15 protein-coding genes are annotated in these 20,117 nt (G+C 34.4%); 6 read left to right on the top strand and 9 right to left on the bottom strand.

Annotated features, from left to right (window positions below):
* Positions 1-411: 411 nt before the first annotated feature.
* A complete protein-coding gene (locus tag E7Z77_RS05395; protein ID WP_292751059.1) occupies positions 412-1,551 on the top strand; it encodes an aldo/keto reductase in 1,140 nt (379 codons plus the stop codon).
* Between the two features lie 2 nt (positions 1,552-1,553).
* Here the strand turns inward: E7Z77_RS05395 and E7Z77_RS05390 are convergent, their stop codons facing one another.
* Complete coding sequence (locus E7Z77_RS05390; RefSeq protein ID WP_292751056.1) at positions 1,554-4,418, bottom strand: DEAD/DEAH box helicase; 2,865 nt, start codon at positions 4,416-4,418, stop codon at positions 1,554-1,556.
* Positions 4,419-4,841: 423 nt separating this feature from the next.
* Between E7Z77_RS05390 and E7Z77_RS05385 the strand changes: the two genes are divergently transcribed.
* Entirely contained in the window at positions 4,842-6,065 is a 1,224-nt protein-coding gene (locus E7Z77_RS05385) for an MFS transporter (RefSeq protein WP_292751065.1), read from the top strand.
* Here E7Z77_RS05385 and E7Z77_RS05380 read toward each other — a convergent pair.
* The 3 genes from E7Z77_RS05380 to E7Z77_RS05370 all read right to left on the bottom strand — a co-directional run bounded on the left by E7Z77_RS05380 (position 6,033) and on the right by E7Z77_RS05370 (position 7,689).
* Complete coding sequence (locus E7Z77_RS05380; protein WP_292751053.1) at positions 6,033-6,884, bottom strand: AMP-binding protein; 852 nt, start codon at positions 6,882-6,884, stop codon at positions 6,033-6,035. The genes E7Z77_RS05385 and E7Z77_RS05380 overlap by 33 nt on opposite strands.
* On the bottom strand, positions 6,874-7,137 hold the full coding sequence (locus E7Z77_RS05375; protein ID WP_292751052.1) for an AMP-binding protein: 264 nt from the start codon (positions 7,135-7,137) through the stop codon (positions 6,874-6,876). Before E7Z77_RS05375 ends, E7Z77_RS05380 begins: the two co-directional genes overlap by 11 nt.
* 126 nt (positions 7,138-7,263) lie before the next feature.
* Positions 7,264-7,689 carry a hypothetical protein gene (locus E7Z77_RS05370; protein WP_292751050.1) on the bottom strand — a complete coding sequence of 142 codons (426 nt, stop codon included), beginning with the start codon at positions 7,687-7,689 and terminating at the stop codon, positions 7,264-7,266.
* A gap of 145 nt (positions 7,690-7,834) precedes the next feature.
* On the opposite strand from E7Z77_RS05370, the gene E7Z77_RS05365 reads away from it, so the two are divergent.
* The 3 genes from E7Z77_RS05365 to E7Z77_RS05355 are packed head-to-tail and all read left to right on the top strand — an operon-like array spanning position 7,835 to position 12,225.
* Positions 7,835-10,279, top strand: coding sequence for a DEAD/DEAH box helicase (locus tag E7Z77_RS05365; protein ID WP_292751048.1), 2,445 nt, complete (start codon positions 7,835-7,837; stop codon positions 10,277-10,279).
* Between the two features lie 11 nt (positions 10,280-10,290).
* Positions 10,291-11,526, top strand: coding sequence for a PD-(D/E)XK nuclease family protein (locus tag E7Z77_RS05360; protein ID WP_292751046.1), 1,236 nt, complete (start codon positions 10,291-10,293; stop codon positions 11,524-11,526).
* Between the two features lie 24 nt (positions 11,527-11,550).
* On the top strand, positions 11,551-12,225 hold the full coding sequence (locus E7Z77_RS05355) for a DUF169 domain-containing protein (protein ID WP_292751044.1): 675 nt from the start codon (positions 11,551-11,553) through the stop codon (positions 12,223-12,225).
* Here E7Z77_RS05355 and E7Z77_RS05350 read toward each other — a convergent pair.
* The 3 genes from E7Z77_RS05350 to E7Z77_RS05340 form a co-directional block, all read right to left on the bottom strand.
* On the bottom strand, positions 12,217-12,870 hold the full coding sequence (locus E7Z77_RS05350) for an NTP transferase domain-containing protein (RefSeq protein WP_292751042.1): 654 nt from the start codon (positions 12,868-12,870) through the stop codon (positions 12,217-12,219). The two genes, E7Z77_RS05355 and E7Z77_RS05350, sit on opposite strands and share 9 nt — an antisense overlap.
* A 27-nt stretch (positions 12,871-12,897) precedes the next feature.
* The gene (locus E7Z77_RS05345) at positions 12,898-14,088 is read right to left on the bottom strand and encodes a hypothetical protein (protein ID WP_292751040.1); all 1,191 of its coding nucleotides are present in this window, start codon (positions 14,086-14,088) and stop codon (positions 12,898-12,900) included.
* Positions 14,089-14,153: 65 nt separating this feature from the next.
* Entirely contained in the window at positions 14,154-15,437 is a 1,284-nt protein-coding gene (locus E7Z77_RS05340) for a Mur ligase family protein (protein ID WP_292751038.1), read from the bottom strand.
* 117 nt (positions 15,438-15,554) lie between these two features.
* Here E7Z77_RS05340 and E7Z77_RS05335 point away from each other — a divergent pair, with 117 nt between their 5' ends.
* On the top strand, positions 15,555-15,950 hold the full coding sequence (locus E7Z77_RS05335) for a nuclease (RefSeq protein WP_292751036.1): 396 nt from the start codon (positions 15,555-15,557) through the stop codon (positions 15,948-15,950).
* Between the two features lie 29 nt (positions 15,951-15,979).
* On the opposite strand, the gene E7Z77_RS05330 is transcribed toward E7Z77_RS05335, so the two are convergent.
* A complete protein-coding gene (locus tag E7Z77_RS05330) occupies positions 15,980-18,727 on the bottom strand; it encodes an SMC family ATPase (protein WP_292751034.1) in 2,748 nt (915 codons plus the stop codon).
* The gene (locus E7Z77_RS05325; protein ID WP_292751032.1) at positions 18,724-19,968 is read right to left on the bottom strand and encodes a DNA repair exonuclease; all 1,245 of its coding nucleotides are present in this window, start codon (positions 19,966-19,968) and stop codon (positions 18,724-18,726) included. The genes E7Z77_RS05330 and E7Z77_RS05325 overlap by 4 nt, the downstream gene beginning before the upstream one ends.
* Positions 19,969-20,117: the final 149 nt, after the last annotated feature.

The raw sequence follows: 20,117 nt of genomic DNA, 5'->3' as shown, positions 1-20,117 counted from the left end.
CTTCTTTTTCTACCCATCCGATTTCATTGAGTCTTTTCATTGCAAATCCTTTAAAAGTTGCCATATTTTCACCTCTTAAATAAAGTCATGCATTTTAAAAAAAAAATATGAAAACATTAATGCAGACTTAAAAATGAGTTTATTAGACAATATATTTAAATATTGCTATTTGATTAAAAAAAATAATGATATATATCAAAAGTAAGTTATATTTTACATTAAAAATAAAATATAATTAAATATTGTTCAATATTTTAAATTTGAAATAAGCGATATGAAATATTATTCATAACAAGTGAACGTTAACATAACAATTTTTAGAATTTTCGAACAGCAAACATAGCTAAAATGTTGATATTAACAACATTTAAATATATTATTCGTTAAAAGTTAACTTAAGGAGATAGTATTATGACTTACAAATCAAAATTCGGTTTCGGATGCATGAGACTTCCGCAAACAGATGAAAATGACCCCACTAAAATAGACCAAGAGCTATTCAATGAAATGGTCGATATCTATATGGAAAAGGGATTCAATTATTTTGATACTTCATATGCATATCACAATGGAATGAGTGAAATAGCTATGAAAAAAGCGATTGTAGACAGATATCCCCGTGAATCCTATAGAATATGTGACAAAATGCCAACATGGGCATTAACATGTGAAGAAGACAACGACAAATTCGTGAATGAAATGCTTGAAAGGCTCGGAATCGATTACTTTGACGTATTCTTCATCCACAACATCAATACACCCTGGCTTAAAAATGCAAAAAATGCAAATACCTTTGAATATGTTAAAAAAATGAAAGAGGACGGCATTGCAAAAGAAATTGGAATCAGTTTCCATGACACTTCCGATTTATTGAAGGAAGTTCTTGATGAATATGGAGATATGCTGGACATTGTGCAGCTTGAACTTAACTATCTTGACTGGGAAGACCCTTCCATTGAAGCCCACAAGTGCTATGATTTATGCGTTGAACACAATCTTGACGTTTATGTAATGGAACCTCTAAAAGGGGGAGTTATTGTAAATCCTTCTGATGAAATTAAAAATGATTTTAAGGAATTTAATCCCGATAAGTCAATAGCCAGTTTTGCAATAAGATTCTGCGCATCCCTTGAGCATGTGAAAATTGTTCTAAGCGGAATGAGTAAAATGGAAGATTTGATTGATAACTGTGACACCTATGAGAATTTTGAGGTTCTAAGCGATGAAGAACATGCATTTCTTGAAAAAATGGCTCAAAAGGTTGCAGATAATCTTGCAGTGCCATGCAGCGAATGCGGATACTGTATAGATGCCTGTCCCGAAATGATTCCTATTCCTGAATATTTCAACTTATATAACAGAAGTAAGAATCAGCCGGAATCCAACATTTACAGATTATACTTTGATAAGTTAGGGGATGAAAAAGTTGGTGCAGATGAATGTACATACTGCGGAACTTGCCTTGATTACTGTACACAAAAAATAGATATTTCTGAAAAATTAGAAAAAGTAATTGAACACTTCCAAGAAGGTTTCACTCCTTATTCATAGGCTTAAGAAACCCTCATCTTCAACTGATTAACCATTTCACCATTTTTATTTATTTTTACAGCCTTTCTATAATATTCTACAGCTTTTGGGAATATTCCTGAATGGTAATATATCAAGCCCATCAATGCCAATGCTTCGGAGTTTCCATCATCAAAATCAAGTATTTTCTCCAGAATTTCAGAAGCCGTTTCCAAATCACCCTGGTTATACAAATCATATGCCTCTTCATATAATGTATCAACATCATCCAGGGAATCCAAAACTATATCCTCCTTTTTTGGAGATTTTCCTGATAACAAAACTTCCAGTTCGTTAACTTTCTCATTTGTTTTATCAACAGCCAATGCTTTTTTAGTAAATAGCAATGAAATATCCTTCTGATCCTGGTCATATAAAATTTGAGCCATTAATGCCAAAGCATCAACATTATTCTTATCCTTCGCTATGATATTGTTCAAAATGTCTTTTGAAGCGGAATAATCCTCTTTTTCATATAACTCTAATGCCTCGTCAAATTCACTGTCCTTTTCAATAATTTCCTCAACTATAATCTCTTCCTTTTCAATGTCCTCATCCTTAGAGATTAGTTCCCTCATATATTCCAGAATATATTTTGTGGCATTCTTGTGAAGCGGCTTGTTATCGTTTCCGCATTTCGGCGAGTAGATACATGCGGGACAACCTTTCTTACAGGTGCAATTGTTCAACAGGTCAATTGTGGAGTTCAATAAATCAACAAAGACATCTACAGCCTTTTCACAGATTCCAATTCCACCTTCATAACCATCATAAATAAAAATGGTTGCTTCCTGTGTATCTTCATGATAATTGGTGGATAATCCTCCTATATCAAACCTGTCACACATCGTGTGGAGTGGGAAAAGCCCTATTAATGCATGCTCTGCACCGTGAAGACCTCCCGGAAATACTTCTTCCTCATTCGGAAACATGTCTTCCAGCGTGTCCTTTACTCTTTTTGGAATTGTGAACCATAAACCTTTAGTGTTGAATTTTAAAGGTGGCAAATCAAGAGGATATGTTCCAATCGGCTTTGAAAAGTGCATTTTTTTATATTTGAAATAATCCTCACTAACGGTCAGTTCCCCGAAATTGATGGTCAGCCTGCCATATCTTGTTTTAGACAATTTCTTTTTGATATTGATTTCTGTCTTATTCAAAACCATAGTATGATAATCCACATTCTGTTTTGAAACATTGACAAATCCCCTGGCCAAATTGATACTATTAACTACATAGGTATCGCCCTTATTGATTAGGATAGCTCCTTCATGGGCTTCCCTATAGACCTGGGACCTCTCCATTGTTTCCAAGAGCCTTCCGTTATTCATGACCTTAAACTCTTCTGAGGAAATCTGGTCAAGTGAATGGTCCATTGCAGGATTATCATCATAAGGATACATGTAATCTCCCCTGTGATTTTCATGAAGATATTTTTTGGATACAAGCTCATCCAGTATCTCTTCATCGATTCCGAAATACTTTTCGCATTCACCGAACTTCAGAGGCAATTCCTTGGCTGCACAGAGCAAGTGAGCTTCCTGCAGGATTGGATTTGACAGGTCAATGATTGCATTTTCATGGGGTTTGTCGAAGAAGAACTTTGGATTGTTCATGAAATATTGGTCCAATTGATTTTCAAAAGCAATCAGTATTGCAATGGATTTCTGATTGCTTCTTCCTGCCCTTCCTGATTGTTGCCAAGTGGATATCATTGTTCCGGGATACCCTGAAATTATTACGGCATCGAGTGAACCTATATTTATTCCAAGCTCCAGTGCATTTGTACATGTGACTCCCAAATATTTTCCGCTTTTGAGGCCTTCCTCTATTTCGCGCCTCTCCTGAGCCTGGTAACCAGCCCTATAAGCTGCAATTCTATGAGCCAATTTTCCTTTAACTTGGGTCATGTCCTTTTTAGCCCACATTGCAATTAGTTCCGTGGTTTTTCTTGATATTGTAAAACATAATGTCTGAATCTCTTTTAACATCAGATACATGAATATGTTTTCTGTTTCCATATGGACAGAAGGCGCATTCTGCGTGTATGCCTTGTTTCTGACATAATTTTTAAAAGGATTGTATAAGATAAAGTCCTTTTCACCGCTCGGTGAGGTGTCCTCGTCGATTAATATGAAATCCTCGCCTGTCAATCTGTTTGCCAATTCCAATGGATTTGCTAAAGTAGCTGATGACAGGATAAACTGAGGATAAGATCCATAAAAATTAGCTATCCTTTTTAATCTCTTTATCAGGAATGCAACATTGGACCCGAATACACCCTTGTAGTAGTGTGCTTCGTCTATTACAATGTATCTGAGGTTCTTATAAAATCTTGACCATTGATGATGCCATGACAATATCAGATGCAGCTGATATGGGTTTGTTAAGACGATTCTTGACTTTTCACGAATACCCCTTTTCTGGTCTCTAGGAGTGTCGCCGTCATAAGTTCTTGGATTGATTTTAATATCAAGCGCTTCCTCAAGATTTTCCAGAACATGCAGCTGGTCATTCGACAATGCCTTTGCAGGATAAATATAAAGGGCAGTTGCCTCATCATCATCAATCATGGTCTCCATAATAGGCAAATTAAATGCAAGAGTTTTGCCTGAAGCAGTTGGGGTTGTAATAATTACATTTTCATCTTCTTTAATGGCTTCATAAGTGTCCGCCTGATGTTTATATAATTTTACATCCTTTGAATCAAGATAATCTATTATTCTATCATTTAAATTATCTACCTTTTTAAAACTAGCTTTTTTAGCTGGTATTGTCTCAATGTGAGCGATATTTTCCCTATATCTCACATCATTTTTGAACATATCCACTTTGTTAACCTCAGACATAATATCAGCCAAAATAAAAATTAATAATTATAATTAGAGTTAAAATAATATTTAAATTATTCGTATTTTTTAAAAAGAGTAAGTTAGAAACATAATTGTTCCTAACTTAATATGCATATTATGGAAGAATATCTCCCATGTTTAATCATTTGTATACACAAATTAAAAAACTTTTACATATACTCCAAGAAAAAAAAATTATACATATAAATATCATTTCATTATAAAAATATCAATATGGGTGAAAACAATAAAAAATTCAAAGGAACATACTTTATCTCTTCAGTTTCGCTTACATCAACTCTTCTTGAATATGGCGTGTCTTCAATATTCACTTTATTCTTATTGTATGTTCTGCATTTTTCAATTCCATTAACAGGAAGGTTTTATGCTTATTATTAGGGATTTGCATACCTTCTACCAATATTAATAGGATATATCTCAGACAAATACATGAATAATTCACAGGCCATAACGATTGGATTCATTTCAATGATAGTGAGCCAATTCATATTATCATTTTCATCCTCACTGTATAGTCCAAGCAATAATGAATACAACAATTTTATCTTTAATCTTCAAAACATGACATTCGCATTGGGAATGTTTTTCCTTGCATTGGGAACAAGCTTTGCAAATCTTTCAATCACCCATATAATCAATACAATTAATGACGATGATTCAAGAGTGCAGGCATTTTCAATTTATTATCCTATCGTAAACTTCGGAGTAATTATCGGGATAATCATAATGTCAGTAATCATAGGTGAGAACAATTATCCTCTGTATAAATGGAGTTTTCTTTTGTTTGGAATTATTTCAATGGCCGGACTTATTGTATTCCACATGCTCAAAAATAAATATCTTGTTGATAATCACGGCAAATTGATGAAAGATGAACATTCAAGTAATTCCATAAAGGATGAAAGCAACAAACACCTCCATAAGCTATCTTCTCAGAGCATTACAAAAATTAAAGATTTGAATTTAAAAGAAAGAATCCTGCTTTTCAAAAGGTCATTAAGCCAAAAAGAAAAAGATAGGTTAACCGTCTTTATTATATTCCTGATAATCATCACCATTTACAGAATCGGATATTCCCAAACTTCAATAGCCATGATTTTTTTCATAGATTTCCACGTTGAGAGGGATTTGTATTTCTTTAAAGTCCCTGTTCAATTGTTTTGCATACTTAACCCAATATTCATCCTTATCTTAAGTCCGATATTCATTAAATTCAACAATAAGATAAATGAAAGAGAAATCGAATTAGGATCCATCAAAAAGACAATAGTGGCAATGATATTTATAACACTCTGTTTTACATTGATGAGCGTTATAGGTTATTATATTGACATTAATGCTGTAGATAAAATCAGCATATTCTGGATTCTGCTCTTTGAAATGTTGCTTGCAATATCAGAATTGTTTTCCTCAATAGCCGGCTATTCATTAGTTGCCGACCTTTCACCTGAAAAGTATTATTCATTGTATTTCGGCTTTTACCTAGCAACACGTTCAATCGCAATGTTTCTGTCCGGAATAATATCTGCCTTTTTCCCAGATAAGATGGACGCTGGCCTTATCTTAAATAATATTGTAATGATTAACGGATTAATGGATTATTTCCTGATTTGTAATATCTGACGCCATTAATTGTGATGAATACTTCTTTTGTCTTTCATCCATCTTATAATAGCCTTTGCTGACACCGACTCCTCCAATATACAGCTCCCCTATAACACCATAAGGCAGCAATTTACGGTCAATGTCCCGGACATCGGTGATGAAGTTCAATAGAGGCTTTCCGTTGGTGATGAAGTTAAGGTTCCTAATCAGTTTGGAATTTGATGTCAGGCTGGTTTCCAGAGGACCATAACCGTTATAGATGAGAACATCAGCATGTTTTTTAATTGATTCATAAAGGTTTTTGGTAAACTGCTCTCCGCCGCAGCCAATACCTATAAATGTGTTTACGGTCCTGTGAAATTCAGGGACCTGAAGGTATGACAACAATCTTGAAGGAGTAATGTTTACAAATTCAGGTTCTGTATCCTCAATCAGGCGAGCCAGCAATACGGTATCCATGATTTCATCATCATTGGCGAAAATCAACTCCATGTCATTGGTCATGGTAATGAGAATATCCTCTTCAGATATGTCAAATGATATTGAAGAGATTGATAGAATCTTCTTATAGTTGGTCTTGATATGGACAGAAATCAGATTGGATATTCCGCAATGTGTTGATATAACACGTTTAGGCTTTCCGATAGATCCTGATGTGTATAGAAGAAAAATCGGAGAATCTTTCTTCAAGTTGACCTTAGGAAAGCTGGAATCCCCTTCATTAATCAAATCTTCTGGGTTTATTGCATTTTCAATGTCATCATAAGTAATGATATATTTCGAATCACTGTTTTGCCTGATGTAATTCAGTTTTTGAGGAGCAAAATCACCATCCAATGGAATTGCTACACAGCCTGCTTTGATAAATTCCTAAAAATGTTGTGATGAGAGTTTTATTACGGTCAAGCATGAATGAAACTGAATCTCCTTCCTTGAATCCTCTCTTTATTAATGCATTGGCTATCCTATTTGCCTCATCATTAATCTCCTTAAATGTATAGCTTTTACCGCAATTCCTTAAGGCTATCTTATTTGGGGTCTTATTGGCTTGCTCTTCCAATAATTCATTTACTAACTGATTCCTTTTCAATTTGAACTCTGGAACCGGGTCTTCATCCCTAAGACAGATATCCTTAATCTTAAGCTCATTTATTCCATGCCCGTCAAACTGACTGATGACCTTTTTGATGCTTCTTAAAAATGATGTGATGTAAGGCTAGGTGTACTTGTTTGAATCGTATTTCAATCTTAATGAATCTTCACAAACGAAGAGAGTTATGTCCTCAGCATCCCTATCATCATAATCTCCGAAAACAATATTGAAGAAGGATTCCTCATCGACATCATTGGATTGATCAAGACATTTCCGAACATCATTTATATAATCAAATACAACCTTATCCCTATCATCATCATCAAAAATCAGCGGAACATCATCAACGCGGATGAAAATTTCAGTGGTGTTGACATACTTTGTCAATGTTATGCATGTGGCGGCCAAAATTAGCAAATTTGAATCTAAATCATTATCCTTGCACAAATCATCTACCAATGATTTGTTTAAATTAATTTTTTCATATGCTATTTTCACATTGTCATCATTTTTGTTGAATGGTAATAAAGTCGGTTCAAATTTACTCATAAATCTAATTATTATATGATATTCCTTATAAATATTGCATAATTTTCATATTTTCATTGTATGGAATACTTTTCAAATGCTCTCACAATTACTATTTAATACATTAAAACAAAAATTAGAATATATTAAATTAAGAGGAAAAAAAATGATTTCATATGAGGAATTTGAAAACATCGTTGTAGATATCTTAAAAAGGAATATCTCTTCAAATCAGGACCAGAAAAAGGCAATAATTTCACCTGTTGACAAGTCCCTTTTCATTGTAGCTGGTCCTGGATCCGGAAAGACAACCGTGATGGTGCTTAAGATACTCAAATACATCTTTGTCGATGATGTCAATCCCAGTGAAATAATGGCGACAACATTTACCAGAAAAGCTGCAGACGAACTATATTCAAGGATATTGGGCTGGGGAGATGAGATTAAAAATCATTTAATAGACAACATGGATGATGATAACTTCGATAATATCCTGAAAATTGACAGGATTGACTTCAATCAGATTCAAATCGGCACCACCGACAGCATAGCTGAAGAGTTGCTTAGGGATAACAAAAAGCCCGGAGAGAATCAGTCAATTGTCATTGAAGAGTTTGTTGCAAATTCCGCAATGATAAAGATTCTTATTGAAAAGGAGAGATACCTTGACAAGGACCTGGTTGAGTATTTGAAGGAATTGAGCGGAAGAACCAAGCTTGAAGAACCATCCCACATTAGTCAAATCCTCATTGAAATAAAGAACCGGATTTACTATGACCAGGTGAATCTTGATGAATTATATAAACAGACAGAAAATGAACGTGGCGCTCAACTTGCACTTGACTGCATAAAAGAATATGAAAATACCCTTAAAAACAGGAATACAATTGATTTTGCTATGCTTGAGTCAAAATTCCTTAAAAAATTAAAGAATGGTGATTTAAAAACATTTTTGGATGAAATCAAGATTGTCCTGATTGACGAATACCAGGACACCAACCTAATCCAGGAGGACATTTACTTTACCATAGCCAAATCAGCCATTGAAAATGGAGGAAACATTACCGTTGTAGGGGATGATGACCAATCCCTTTACCGTTTTAGAGGAGCGACCGTAGACCTATTTACAAACTATAAAAAGCGTATCAAAGAGAGGCTGGACATCGATGTTGAGGAAATCAACCTGAGGACAAATTATCGCTCAACTGAAAATATCATCCAGCATTGCAACCAATTTGCGGAATTGGACAGAGAATACCAGAATGCAAGGGTTGAAAACAAGCCTAAAATCATTGCCCCTGACTTTGAAAAGGATAAGATGCCTATTTTGGGACTCTTCAGAAACAACCCTGAAATGCTTGCAATGGACTTGGCCAAATTAATTAATCAGCTGGTGAATAAAGGGGAATGCACCTTAAATGTCATGCAGGTCCTTAATGAGGAGTACTTTAAAAAGGTGAACGGCGAAATAAGTATTGCCAGATTGCAGAAGATTAAGAGTGAAAATCTGAAAGCAGGAAAAGAAATGGAGAAAATTACCATAAAATTAGATGATGATTACGGTTCCGCTTCCGATATTGCCATCCTTTCATTTTCACCAAAAGAGGTACATTATGGAAAGCGCACATTTTTATATTCACTTAGAAAAGACCTTAAAAAGTTTAAGAATCCGATTGAAATGTTCAATCCAAGAGGAATCGACCTTCAGGATATTGACATTGTCGGAATATTCTGCGGCCTAATTTTAGAATGCATTGACCCTGAAGCAAGCTTTCAGAAATCCGATAAGACCATTCCAAATTTAGCTAAAAGAAACATGATGCGCTGGAGAATGAAAGCCAAAGAGTATATTGAAACAGATCCAGAACCTAGAGAACCATTTTCATTATCCGAATTTGTAACATCATGGCAGCTAAGAAGGCCAAAAGGATATGACGAATGGCCTAAAACCGCCAGCCTAATGGAACTTGCTTATAAGATAACCACCTGGATTGAAGACCTGCAGGATGATGTCGAGGGAATCGTATACCTGGAAGCGATTACAAAGTCAATTACTCAAACGGGATTTTTCAATGATTATCATTCAAAAATTTCATTCAGAAATCCAATACAGGAAAGGGATTCAGTTTTGGAAGCCATTTGGAATATATTCATTCCTCTCTCAACAGGAGGAGTGGGCATTGATGAGTCACTGCTTGAAACATTGCCTGACGACAGGATAAACGTATTATCAATCCACCAATCCAAGGGATTGGAATTTCCATTGGTGATAGTTGATGTCGGCTCCAAGTTCAAGACAAACGACGTCAGAAACCAAAATCTAAGGTTTCCCAAATCACCTAAGAATGAAAACAAGATTGAAGACACCATAAGGCAATACAGCGTTCTCGGGCAAAATGAAAGAAGCGAAAAAAACAGGTCCTTTGATGATTTGACAAGACTTTATTTTGTCGCATTTTCAAGAGCTGAAAGCGTTCTGCTGTTGATTGGTCTGAATTCTGCGATTGAAGGATATACAAAAAAGAATACTCACTTTGATATTCCGAACGTTGCTCTTGGTTGGAGCAGAGAAGAGAAATATGTTGGATTTAAGGAGATTTACTTAATTTAGGAGGCATTATTATGAAATTACCGTCAAAATCAAAGCCATACATGATTCCGGAATACAGTCTGACCGGAGATTTACTGTCATTTTTAACCTGCAATCTGCAGTACAGATACCAGAACAAGGGAACATTGCCTCCTTCAAAGCCTGTTCAAAGATGGTTCGGAGAGTTTATCCACGGCGTGATGGAAGAGGCATTCATCCAATGGAAACATGAAAATACGCAATTTCCATGGGATTGGAAACAAGACATTAGGCCTATTGAAGAACTGATTGATTTAAGGCTGCAGGTTAGAGGCCTTTACCCATACGACGAAGACCTGTTCTTCAGCATATTAGACCAACCGGACAAGAATATGACAATTGATGACTTGAATGAACATGACCATCAGAAACTGGCCAGTGCAAGAGCCGAAAGGGCAATAAACATTTGGGGAAAACACCTCTTTCCGTTGATTGATTCATCAGAAATTCTTATCAAAGGCGTTCGTAAAATGCCTGATTATGATGAGCATAGAAGCAGATCCAATTATTATGGAATAAACGGTGTTGTCGATGTGCTGACTTCCATGAAAATCAACAAGAATCTGAAACAGAGCAATCTGGATAATTTCAACAACAGGATAATAGAATTTCTAAAGAAAGACCCTGAATTCCAAAAAAGAGTCTCACAATATGAAGAAGGGGAAGACTATGAAATAATCATTGACTACAAAGGGATGAAAAGGCCACCTGTCAAAACGAATAACCCTAAAGTTGAAGACAAATGGGAGACCCACAAGCAACAGATACTAACCTATTCATGGCTCAGGTCAAAACAGGAAGATTCAAAGCCTATTGTTGCAGGAATAATCTTTTACTTGAATGAACTTGTTCCATCAAAAGAGGACTTGGCTATGATTAAAGAGGAGCTGCGTGACGGTTTAACCGATGTTGGATATTATTACGAAAAAGACATGAAAGCAATTGAAAAGTGGCAAGAGGAGGACAAGGCCCCTGAACTAAGCGACAATTTTAAAATCGAAAGGTCAATCAGGATTATCAATGTTGACGAAAAGGAACAGGACCTTGCCCTAAAGAAATTTGATAGCGTCGTATCAGATATTGAAGAATCATTAATAAAAGAGATGAACGGATGTAAAATTCAGGACGCATGGAAAGCTGATTCTGATGAAAGAACCTGCAGTGCATGCGATTTTAGAACTTTCTGTAAAAATAACAGTGTTAAAACAAAAGACTTTAAAATTCCTTAAAACAATATAATATTAGGCGATTGTATGACTAATTTAGAAACAAACAAAAAATACTGTGAAGTTATCGAAAGTAAAATTAAACTCGATGCAAAACCTGTTGCAATGAAGTTAATCAAAACTGAAGATGACTTGCCTGAAGGTATCGATTTAATCGATGAAAAAATTAGGCACTGCGAAATGGTAAGAAAAGCTTCTCTTGGAGCTACTTTTTACTCCACCATTGACCAACAAATGTGTTTAGGTGGAGCAGGAGCTATCGGACTTAGAGACATGCCTGAAAAATTAGCCAATGGGGAAAAATACTTCTCATTAGGAAGATTCCAAGATTTGGAAACAGCCAAAAAATTAACCAGCGAACTTTCAATAATAAAGGATATCAGTTGGGGAATTATTTACGCACCTTTAGATGAAGCTGATTTTGAAGCTGATGTTATTCAAATCATAACCGAACCGGTGGGCGGAATGAAACTTGCGCAAAGTATCGTTTATAAAACCGGTGAAAAAATCAACCCATCTTTTGCAGGCATTCAGTCATTATGCGGCGATGCATTTGCAAACCCATATATCAGCGAAGGTGTTAATTTCACTTTAGGTTGTGATGGTTCAAGAAAAGCAGCAGATATAAAAGACAATGAAATGACCGTCGGTATTAGTAAAGCTAAAATCGAAGAAGTTATTTCAGGCTTAGAATCAATCTAAGAGGCTTAAATAATCATCATAATGATTAATATTAATTAATTCCTTTTCATTTTTTTCTTTTACACCATAAAACGTATAGCCGTCAGCAAAGATTTTTCTCAATATTGGATTTAAGTTATCATCCTCATTTTCCAGATATTTCATTAAGTTCAAGCGAGGCGCTACGAAAGGCATTCCCAATCCTTCTGCAGTATCGAGAATTCCTGTTTTTCTTCTTCTTAAAATTGATATTGTGTTATATGGATCTTCTGATTTTTGACTTATTTCAATCATCTTATTGAAAGTGTCTGTTGAAACTGTTGGCTGGTCTGCAGTAATGCATAAAGCAAAATCTGAATCAACATTTGCCAAACCATTGAAAAGAGATGTTGATAAACCTACATCAACAGGGTCGTTTATGATGAATTTAACAGAGTCCTTATAATTATCATAGATAACTTCTTTTATTTCATCGGCATAATGACCAAGTACAACAATGCAATCATCTGCATTTGCGAATAATGCATTATCAATGGTTGTCTCTATAACAGTCTTACTCTGAAAAGGTAAAATGAGTTTGTTTTTTAATTCGATGTTTCGAGAAATCTGATCTTTTCTCATTCTGGAATTTTTTCCGGCGGCAGTAATAATAGTTGAGATTGACATAAAAAAAAGTAAAAATTGGATATATTCCTAATTATTTGGAACATATCTTACTATTTGCGCATAAATACCCATACCAGTACCTTCACCTTCGGTCCACATTTTTAATTGTACTGGGTAATCATGGTTATTATATACTAAAATACCTTGTGCCGGGTTGTATCCGAACAATACTGCATCCTCATCCCAACACATACCTACAGGTAAATCAAATCCTTCAGCAGTGACCGCAGCTCTTAAAGCTCTTGCAGGAGGACATACACCGTGTGCTGCACTTCCACCAGGTGCTTGTGAATCACTTGCAGATTCAAAGTATACATAATCTTTACCACTACTAGTGGAGTTAGGCGGGATAATGGTTCCATTCCATGCATCGACAAACTGCCTTGCATTAATTTCCCTAATTCCATCTCCGTATTCAGGGTGGGAACCTAATGAGGTACCATAAACTTCACCGTCTTGTTCAGTATAATTACCGGAATATAATAAAATTGGAGAACCTGTTGGGTATTCGGCTGCATAATCCACTACATCCTGACCAAAAATTGCTGGAACATCTGATGAGCTAATATTGTTTCTTCCATCAGAAAAGCCCACCATACCTTTTTCCAAAGTGAAAATTGAACCAACTTGAGCCTCATAATTATACCATTCCCTAATGGTTTCGTTGTTATAATATTCATTTGAGTAATTTAAGTTTTTGATTTCAGATTCCGGAACTGATTTGATGACTTTTCCACCTTCAACAACATCTACACCAGTTTCAGTTTTATTTAGATATTTATAGGAATCACTATATCCCCAAACATAATTCTTTGGCCCTTTAACGGTGAGCTTATCACCTTCAAAAGTCAAAAATCCTGGTCCTTCAACATCTTTAACATGTCCATAGGAATCAATACCTTCACCAGATATTCCTGAGAAATCAAAGGGAACAAAACCTGTTGATAAACTCATTAAAAGCCCCTGCAAATCAAAAGCTAATACCTGATGAGCCAAACATCCGAAATTTGACACCACTGGAAGTTCAATAGGATCTTGCTGTCCTAAAATAGAATCATTTTCAAACATTGACTGACCAATAGGAAGTTTATAGTCGTCAGCCACTGATTGAGCTGTCATTTGGGTACTGTTTACAGCCCCAAATACCATAAATAAAATGCATAAAAATATTAATGCAACAAATATTGTTATTGAAACACTTCTCCAACTTTTACTCATTAAATACACCCAACATAATATATTATATAAGTCTATTTATTGAACACAATATAAATATATTATGATTATTTTAATTTCTCGGAGATTAATTTAATCCTTTCTTGAATTTCAATAATAGTGTCTTGACCATTACCACCAATCAGTATTGCATCTTCATGGGAATATTCCGCCACCAATTCAATAATCTGGTCAAGTGTGTTGACAGTAATTATATTCCCCATATAACCCAATGAATTGAGCCTATAAATGGCGAGGTCCAAGGTATCATCCAAACCAGGGAATAAAACAATGACTTCCGGATTATATTTGACTGCAACGTCCAAAATATCCAAACGGTGCACTTCATTATGACGTGGAGTTCCAATAAACAGAGCATAGAAATCTTTTTCAGTCAATACTGAAGCTAAGGCATCAGAATTATCAGTTTTTCCCACATACACATCAGCATCATTAATCTTATAAACATTAAGGCGTCCTTCAACAGCTTTAAATTCACTTAAAGTTGATTTGATTACGTCTTTAGGTATTTTTAACTCTTTTGCAATGGCTGTTGCAAGACCTGCATTAAGGAGATTGAATTTTCCGAATAACTTCAATTCATCCTGATATTCAAAATATGGAATTGCTTTTGAAGCGGCTTCCTTAAAATCAGAGTTGAAGTCTTGATTGAATGCGGTGAAAATTGTTTTATCGGTGAAAAATCTTACTAAAGAATCCTTATAGTTTGCAATGGTTTTATGAACATCCATATGGTCATTTCCAATATTAGTAAGTCCGATCATGTCAAAATCAAAACAATATCTGCAAAAATCAAGGGTCATATCACACACCTCAACGAGCAGTATGTCATAATCATCTTCACTGGCTTCAAGGATCAAATCATAATAACCTGAAAATCCTCCTCCACCGTTTCCACCAACTAAAACTTTTTTACCAGCGTTTTCCAGAATCTCTTTTAACATGTGCACTGTAGTGGTCTTTCCGTTGGTTCCTGTTATCCCAATCGTGAAAATATCCTTGTGGGTGTCTACAATATCGCTTAAAAGATAGGAATCCTCCAGCAATCTTGTTGCAAATGCCCCTCCGAACATGCTGGGACTGATAGCTATTGCATCACATTGTTCAATAGCATAAGGATTGGTGAATCCCAAATCAACAGTTATATTATCACCGACAATCGAAACTGTTTGATTTTCCTCAATCATATTCATTGATAACACAGGCAAATTCAAACCATCTAAATCCACATTAATATTTAAATCAGTAGCATAAACTTCCCATCCATGATTTAAAAGAGAGTTTACTGCTTTTTTTCCTTCAACACCCAAACCAATAACAGCAGCTTTCATAAAAAATAATTCCTAAAAATAATTTATATAAATACTTAATATTTTAAAATTAATAAATATTTTGCAAAATAAAAAATTTTATATGCTACATAAATAAAATAAAAGCAAGGTGATTAAATGTTTGAAGATGACAGAGATGACAAAATTTACAACTTAATTATTAGTAACGGTACTGACAAGCATGGAGAATACAGACAATTCGTCGAAAAAGTGTATTCCAAAACTGATTTTTTATGGAAAGAATCCATTTCATCTTCATATTCAGCAGCAGGAGAACAATTCTATAAAAAAGTAGATAGAATAATATTATTGGCCGGTCTTTACAATGATAACAAGGATACATTCAACGACCTTATAGAAGCTGCTGAAAAATACGAAATACCTATCATTTTAGTAAGGCCATACGGACTGGAGGAAGTTCCTGAAATATTGGAAGAAAAAGCGGCCACCATCGTTGGATGGAATGCAAACTGTATCATCGATTCAATCAAAGACTCAATCGATATGATTTAAAAAAAAAAAGTAAAATAATGTAAAAAATTTTACATTATTACATTTGAAATTCCGTTTACTTTCTCGACTTTAATCAGATTATCTGCGGCATTTTCAAGCTGAGCCTCATGTGTTACAATAATCATTTGCGGCAGCAATGACATATCTTTTAACAAATTAATCAATTCATGCTTTCTGGAAGCATCCAAATGAATTGTAGGCTCGTCCAATAAAATAGTATCTAATTCACCATCAGCCATGGCTTGAGTAATACCCAACCTTAAAGCAAGAGCAATAGCTATTTTTTCACCACCACTAACCATGCTCATTGATGATTTGCCTTCAGGGCCGTAAACGGTCACATCGTATTCATCATCAAGAGTCAAATCAGAGTAGTTGAAATTAAATTCGTTGAAGAATTCCTTGGTATACTTTTGAATTAGAGGTCTTGAAAGATTTCTTAAATCCTTCTGAACACCATTTTTACTATATAGGCTTCTAATATGATTCAGCAAGTTCAGATAATCTGAAATATCATCGTATTCTTGTTGGAACCTGTCCGCCTTTTCAATTTTATCAGTTAAATCCTTAACAAATCCAATTGTTTCACGAGCTCTTCCCTTAATCTCGGAAAGTTCAGTGTTGAAAGTATTGTATCTCCTTTCATACATTTCAGAACGATAAATGATTTGTTCATACTTATCCTCATCATAAACTGAAGCATCAATCTTATTCTTAATTATGTCAATTTGATTAATTGACATTCCGATATCCTCTTTTACGGAATCAAGCTGAGTTAAGTAAGACTGTTTGTTTTTTACAAAACCTTTAAGTTGATTGAACTCCTCATTTTTCTGTTTTAAATCATCGATACGATTTCTAAGTTCATCAGCACTGATATCCCCACTTAAATGAGGGTCTTGATCAATAGCCAACTTAATATTTGTTACATGATTGTCAATTTCATGAGAGACTTTATTTAGCTTATTTTGCCACTCTGTTGTACTGCCTAAAACCTCTAAAGCACCATTAGCCTTATTATATAAATCATAAGATTTCTGATAAGATTCACGTTCTTGCTTTTTATTTGCAATTAGCAATATGATTTCGCCTAATTTATCACTAATACGCTCTTTTGATTCAAGATTCTCATCAATCTCATTTAATTTGACCAATTCATTCTGCAAATGGTTAAATTTCTGTTTATATTCAATGATGTTTTTAGATAATTCCAAAAGATTCTCATGTTTATCTTCAAAGCTTTCCTTATTTTTAGCCAACAATCGCACAGTCTCTTCATGTTCGGAAATTAACTTAGTATTCTCTTCGATATCCTGATTATATTGACTTATTAAATGCTGTTTTTTGTTTTCATCAATGTCTGATTGGCAAACCGGACATTTACTGTCCACTTCGTCCAGCTCTTTCAATGGTTTTTCACATGACTTGATATTCTGTTTGAAAACGACAATTTCCTCTTTTTTAGCAAAAATGTCATCAGCCAAATTCTTAATCTTAGCGGAAGTTTCATCAAGGAAATCATTTGTAGCATTTTCAAGTTGTTGGAAATGATCAACATCTGCTAAAATATCCTCATCAAGACCATAGTCATGCAATTTATCTTTAGATCTTGAGAAAAATTTGTCAATGTCATTTCTTTCATCTTCAATCTGTTTTAAAAGCTCTTTTTTGTCTTTTTCAAGTTTAGTCATTGCGGCTAATTCTTTTTCAAGATCCAATTTCTGATTATCCAACTTCGCAATTTCCTCATCAGATGCTAAAAATTTATTATAATTCTCCTTATTGTTAGCAACCAATTCTTTCTGTTCGGAAATAGCATCCAATTTACTTTTGATTTCCTTCTCATCCTCTTTTAGATTTTGAATGCTTGTTACAGATTTTTCGAAGTCAATGTAAACATCCAATTTAGATACATACTTTTCCAATCTCTTTATTTGATCTTCAGCATGAGCAATTTTATCTAAATTATCTTGAATGTTCCTCTTGTCATTTTCCAATTTTGATAGGGAATTCTCTTCAAGATTCAGATTATTGGTATGGCCTTCATAAATTTCCTTTTCACGTTCCATATTTCTTTTGCTTTCAGAAATCTCGTCACGCAATTCATTGACTTCCTTGATTTGAGTTTCCAGTTCATGACCCCTTTCTCTTAAAGAAGACAATTCAGCTTTTTTCTTTTCCAAATCCTTTTTTAAATCATCTGAATTATATAATTTACCTTTAAGCTCTGCAAGCTGATTTTCATATTCACTGATGAACGGCAATAAGTTTTTCCAAGCTTTTTCAAGGGAATCAATTCCCAATAGTTTACCTATTAACTCTTTCTTTTCAGCGGATGTTTTATCCACTAGCTGCGCAATTTCACCCTGTCTTATGTATATTGCGTTCAAGAATAAATCAGAGTCAATATTCAATATCTGGCGAATTTCATTAGCTACTTCCTTATCACCGCTGCAAATATGGACATAATCCCCATCTGCAGAAGTCTTTTTATAAATTGAAGATTTTAGATTTACCTTTTTCTCACGAATGACTTTATATTGCCTGCCGTTTGAATTAAATCCTAATTCAACTAACATTGATTGAGCATTGTTCCTAACCAAATCATCAATTTTTTTAGCTGTATGCTGTTTAAACAAAGCAAAACTGATTCCTTCCAGGATTGTAGATTTACCAGCACCATTCTCACCGACAATGACACTGATTCCCTTATCAAATTTAATAACAGTATTTTCATGAGATTTAAAATTAATTAACTTTAATTTTGTGAAAATCATTCTAAACCCTCCTTAAATGTTAATTGAACATCTTCAGATTTTTTTCTAGGCTTTTCATCTTTTTCAACAATTTCAGTCTTAAATTCAAATTCATCATCAATATTACTATAATATTCCTCATAAAAAGTATTAATCAGCTCTCTTGATTCCTCAATTCTGTCTTTTGATAAATAGTCATATAAATCAACAGCCAATTTATCAATGTCACTATTTCCATAACCTTCTAGCTGCTCTACTATTAGTTCCTTAGGACCTACAGATCCCTCCTGACTAATAATATCGTCAATGCTTTCTTCACCAAGCATGTTGAATTTAGGTCTTATCATCAAAGCTAAGTCACCCAATTCATCGTTAATCATTTCATAAACCCTATTTGTATCGGATTCTACATTATTTATCACCAAATCCAAAATAGGTTTCTTATCAAAGTCTTTTATAGTTTCCTTGATGCCGTCAATGCCGCTTTCCAAATTATTATAGTCAAGGGATCTTTTGATGAATTCACGTGGAATGTCAATTTTTACCCTTTTGACAACTGGTTTTGGGCCATCAAAGTCAACAACTACAAATCCTTTACCATTTTTCTTATAATCATCTAGTTCACTTGTTTTCCAGATTTCACCAGAACCCGGATAGACAAGTCTGCCGTTTCCAAAACTATCATTTACATATTTGTGTATATGACCCAATGCATAATAGTTGAAGTTGTCCGGAACGTCCCCAATTTCCAGTTCATATTGATATCCGAAATACTTGTCGATTCCCTGATGCAAAACCAGAATGGACTTTTCATGATTGGCTGCCTTTTTGGATAGTTCAGCCAACTTTAATTTTAATGTTTTGCTTTGGGATGACGGATAATAAGGAAGGCCTGCTATGAAAATGTCCCCATGCATATAATTAGTATTAATGGGACTGATTACCTTCAAGCCCAATTTTTTGAATATGACCTGCGGCGGAATTGAATCATTTCTTATTACAGTGTCATGATTACCTGCAATAGAATACATCGGGATGCCGGCTCCTTTCAGTTTTAGCAATCCTTTTTGGAAAACTAAAAGGGCATTTGGAGATGGTCTTGCGGTTTCAAATAGGTCACCACTATGTATTACAAAATCAACTTTTTCTTCTATTATTTTATCTATTACCTTTTCAAATACTTCATAAAAGTCTTTTTCCCGTTCAATTAAACCAAATTGACGGTAACCTAAATGAGTATCTGCTAAATGTGCAAATTTCATTATATTACCTTTAAAATTTTATGTATATAACCAATTTAAACACTTAATAAAGTATTTAAGTAAATATTATTTTATTTTACTATATATTTAATATTTTTCCAAGAGAGCATTTGAAAAGAAATAAAAATTGATTTAAGAAAAAATAAAAA

Origin of the sequence: Methanobrevibacter sp. (assembly GCF_015062985.1) — an archaeon.
Taxonomy (GTDB): domain Archaea; phylum Methanobacteriota; class Methanobacteria; order Methanobacteriales; family Methanobacteriaceae; genus Methanocatella.
Note: the sequence above shows the minus strand (reverse complement) of the source record. Positions and strands in the feature narration are given on the sequence as shown.

Excerpts from the sequence above, each read along its gene's own strand:
- E7Z77_RS05345 (WP_292751040.1), bottom strand. The coding sequence starts at position 14,088 with ATGAGTAAAAGTTGGAGAAGTGTTTCAATAACAATATTTGTTGCATTA.
- E7Z77_RS05360 (WP_292751046.1), top strand. The coding sequence starts at position 10,291 with ATGAAATTACCGTCAAAATCAAAGCCATACATGATTCCGGAATACAGT.
- E7Z77_RS05330 (WP_292751034.1), bottom strand. The coding sequence starts at position 18,727 with ATGATTTTCACAAAATTAAAGTTAATTAATTTTAAATCTCATGAAAAT.
- E7Z77_RS05355 (WP_292751044.1), top strand. The coding sequence starts at position 11,551 with ATGACTAATTTAGAAACAAACAAAAAATACTGTGAAGTTATCGAAAGT.
- E7Z77_RS05365 (WP_292751048.1), top strand. The coding sequence starts at position 7,835 with ATGATTTCATATGAGGAATTTGAAAACATCGTTGTAGATATCTTAAAA.
- E7Z77_RS05395 (WP_292751059.1), top strand. The coding sequence starts at position 412 with ATGACTTACAAATCAAAATTCGGTTTCGGATGCATGAGACTTCCGCAA.
- E7Z77_RS05335 (WP_292751036.1), top strand. The coding sequence starts at position 15,555 with ATGTTTGAAGATGACAGAGATGACAAAATTTACAACTTAATTATTAGT.
- E7Z77_RS05350 (WP_292751042.1), bottom strand. The coding sequence starts at position 12,870 with ATGTCAATCTCAACTATTATTACTGCCGCCGGAAAAAATTCCAGAATG.
- E7Z77_RS05325 (WP_292751032.1), bottom strand. The coding sequence starts at position 19,968 with ATGAAATTTGCACATTTAGCAGATACTCATTTAGGTTACCGTCAATTT.
- E7Z77_RS05390 (WP_292751056.1), bottom strand. The coding sequence starts at position 4,418 with ATGTCTGAGGTTAACAAAGTGGATATGTTCAAAAATGATGTGAGATAT.
- E7Z77_RS05370 (WP_292751050.1), bottom strand. The coding sequence starts at position 7,689 with ATGAGTAAATTTGAACCGACTTTATTACCATTCAACAAAAATGATGAC.
- E7Z77_RS05340 (WP_292751038.1), bottom strand. The coding sequence starts at position 15,437 with ATGAAAGCTGCTGTTATTGGTTTGGGTGTTGAAGGAAAAAAAGCAGTA.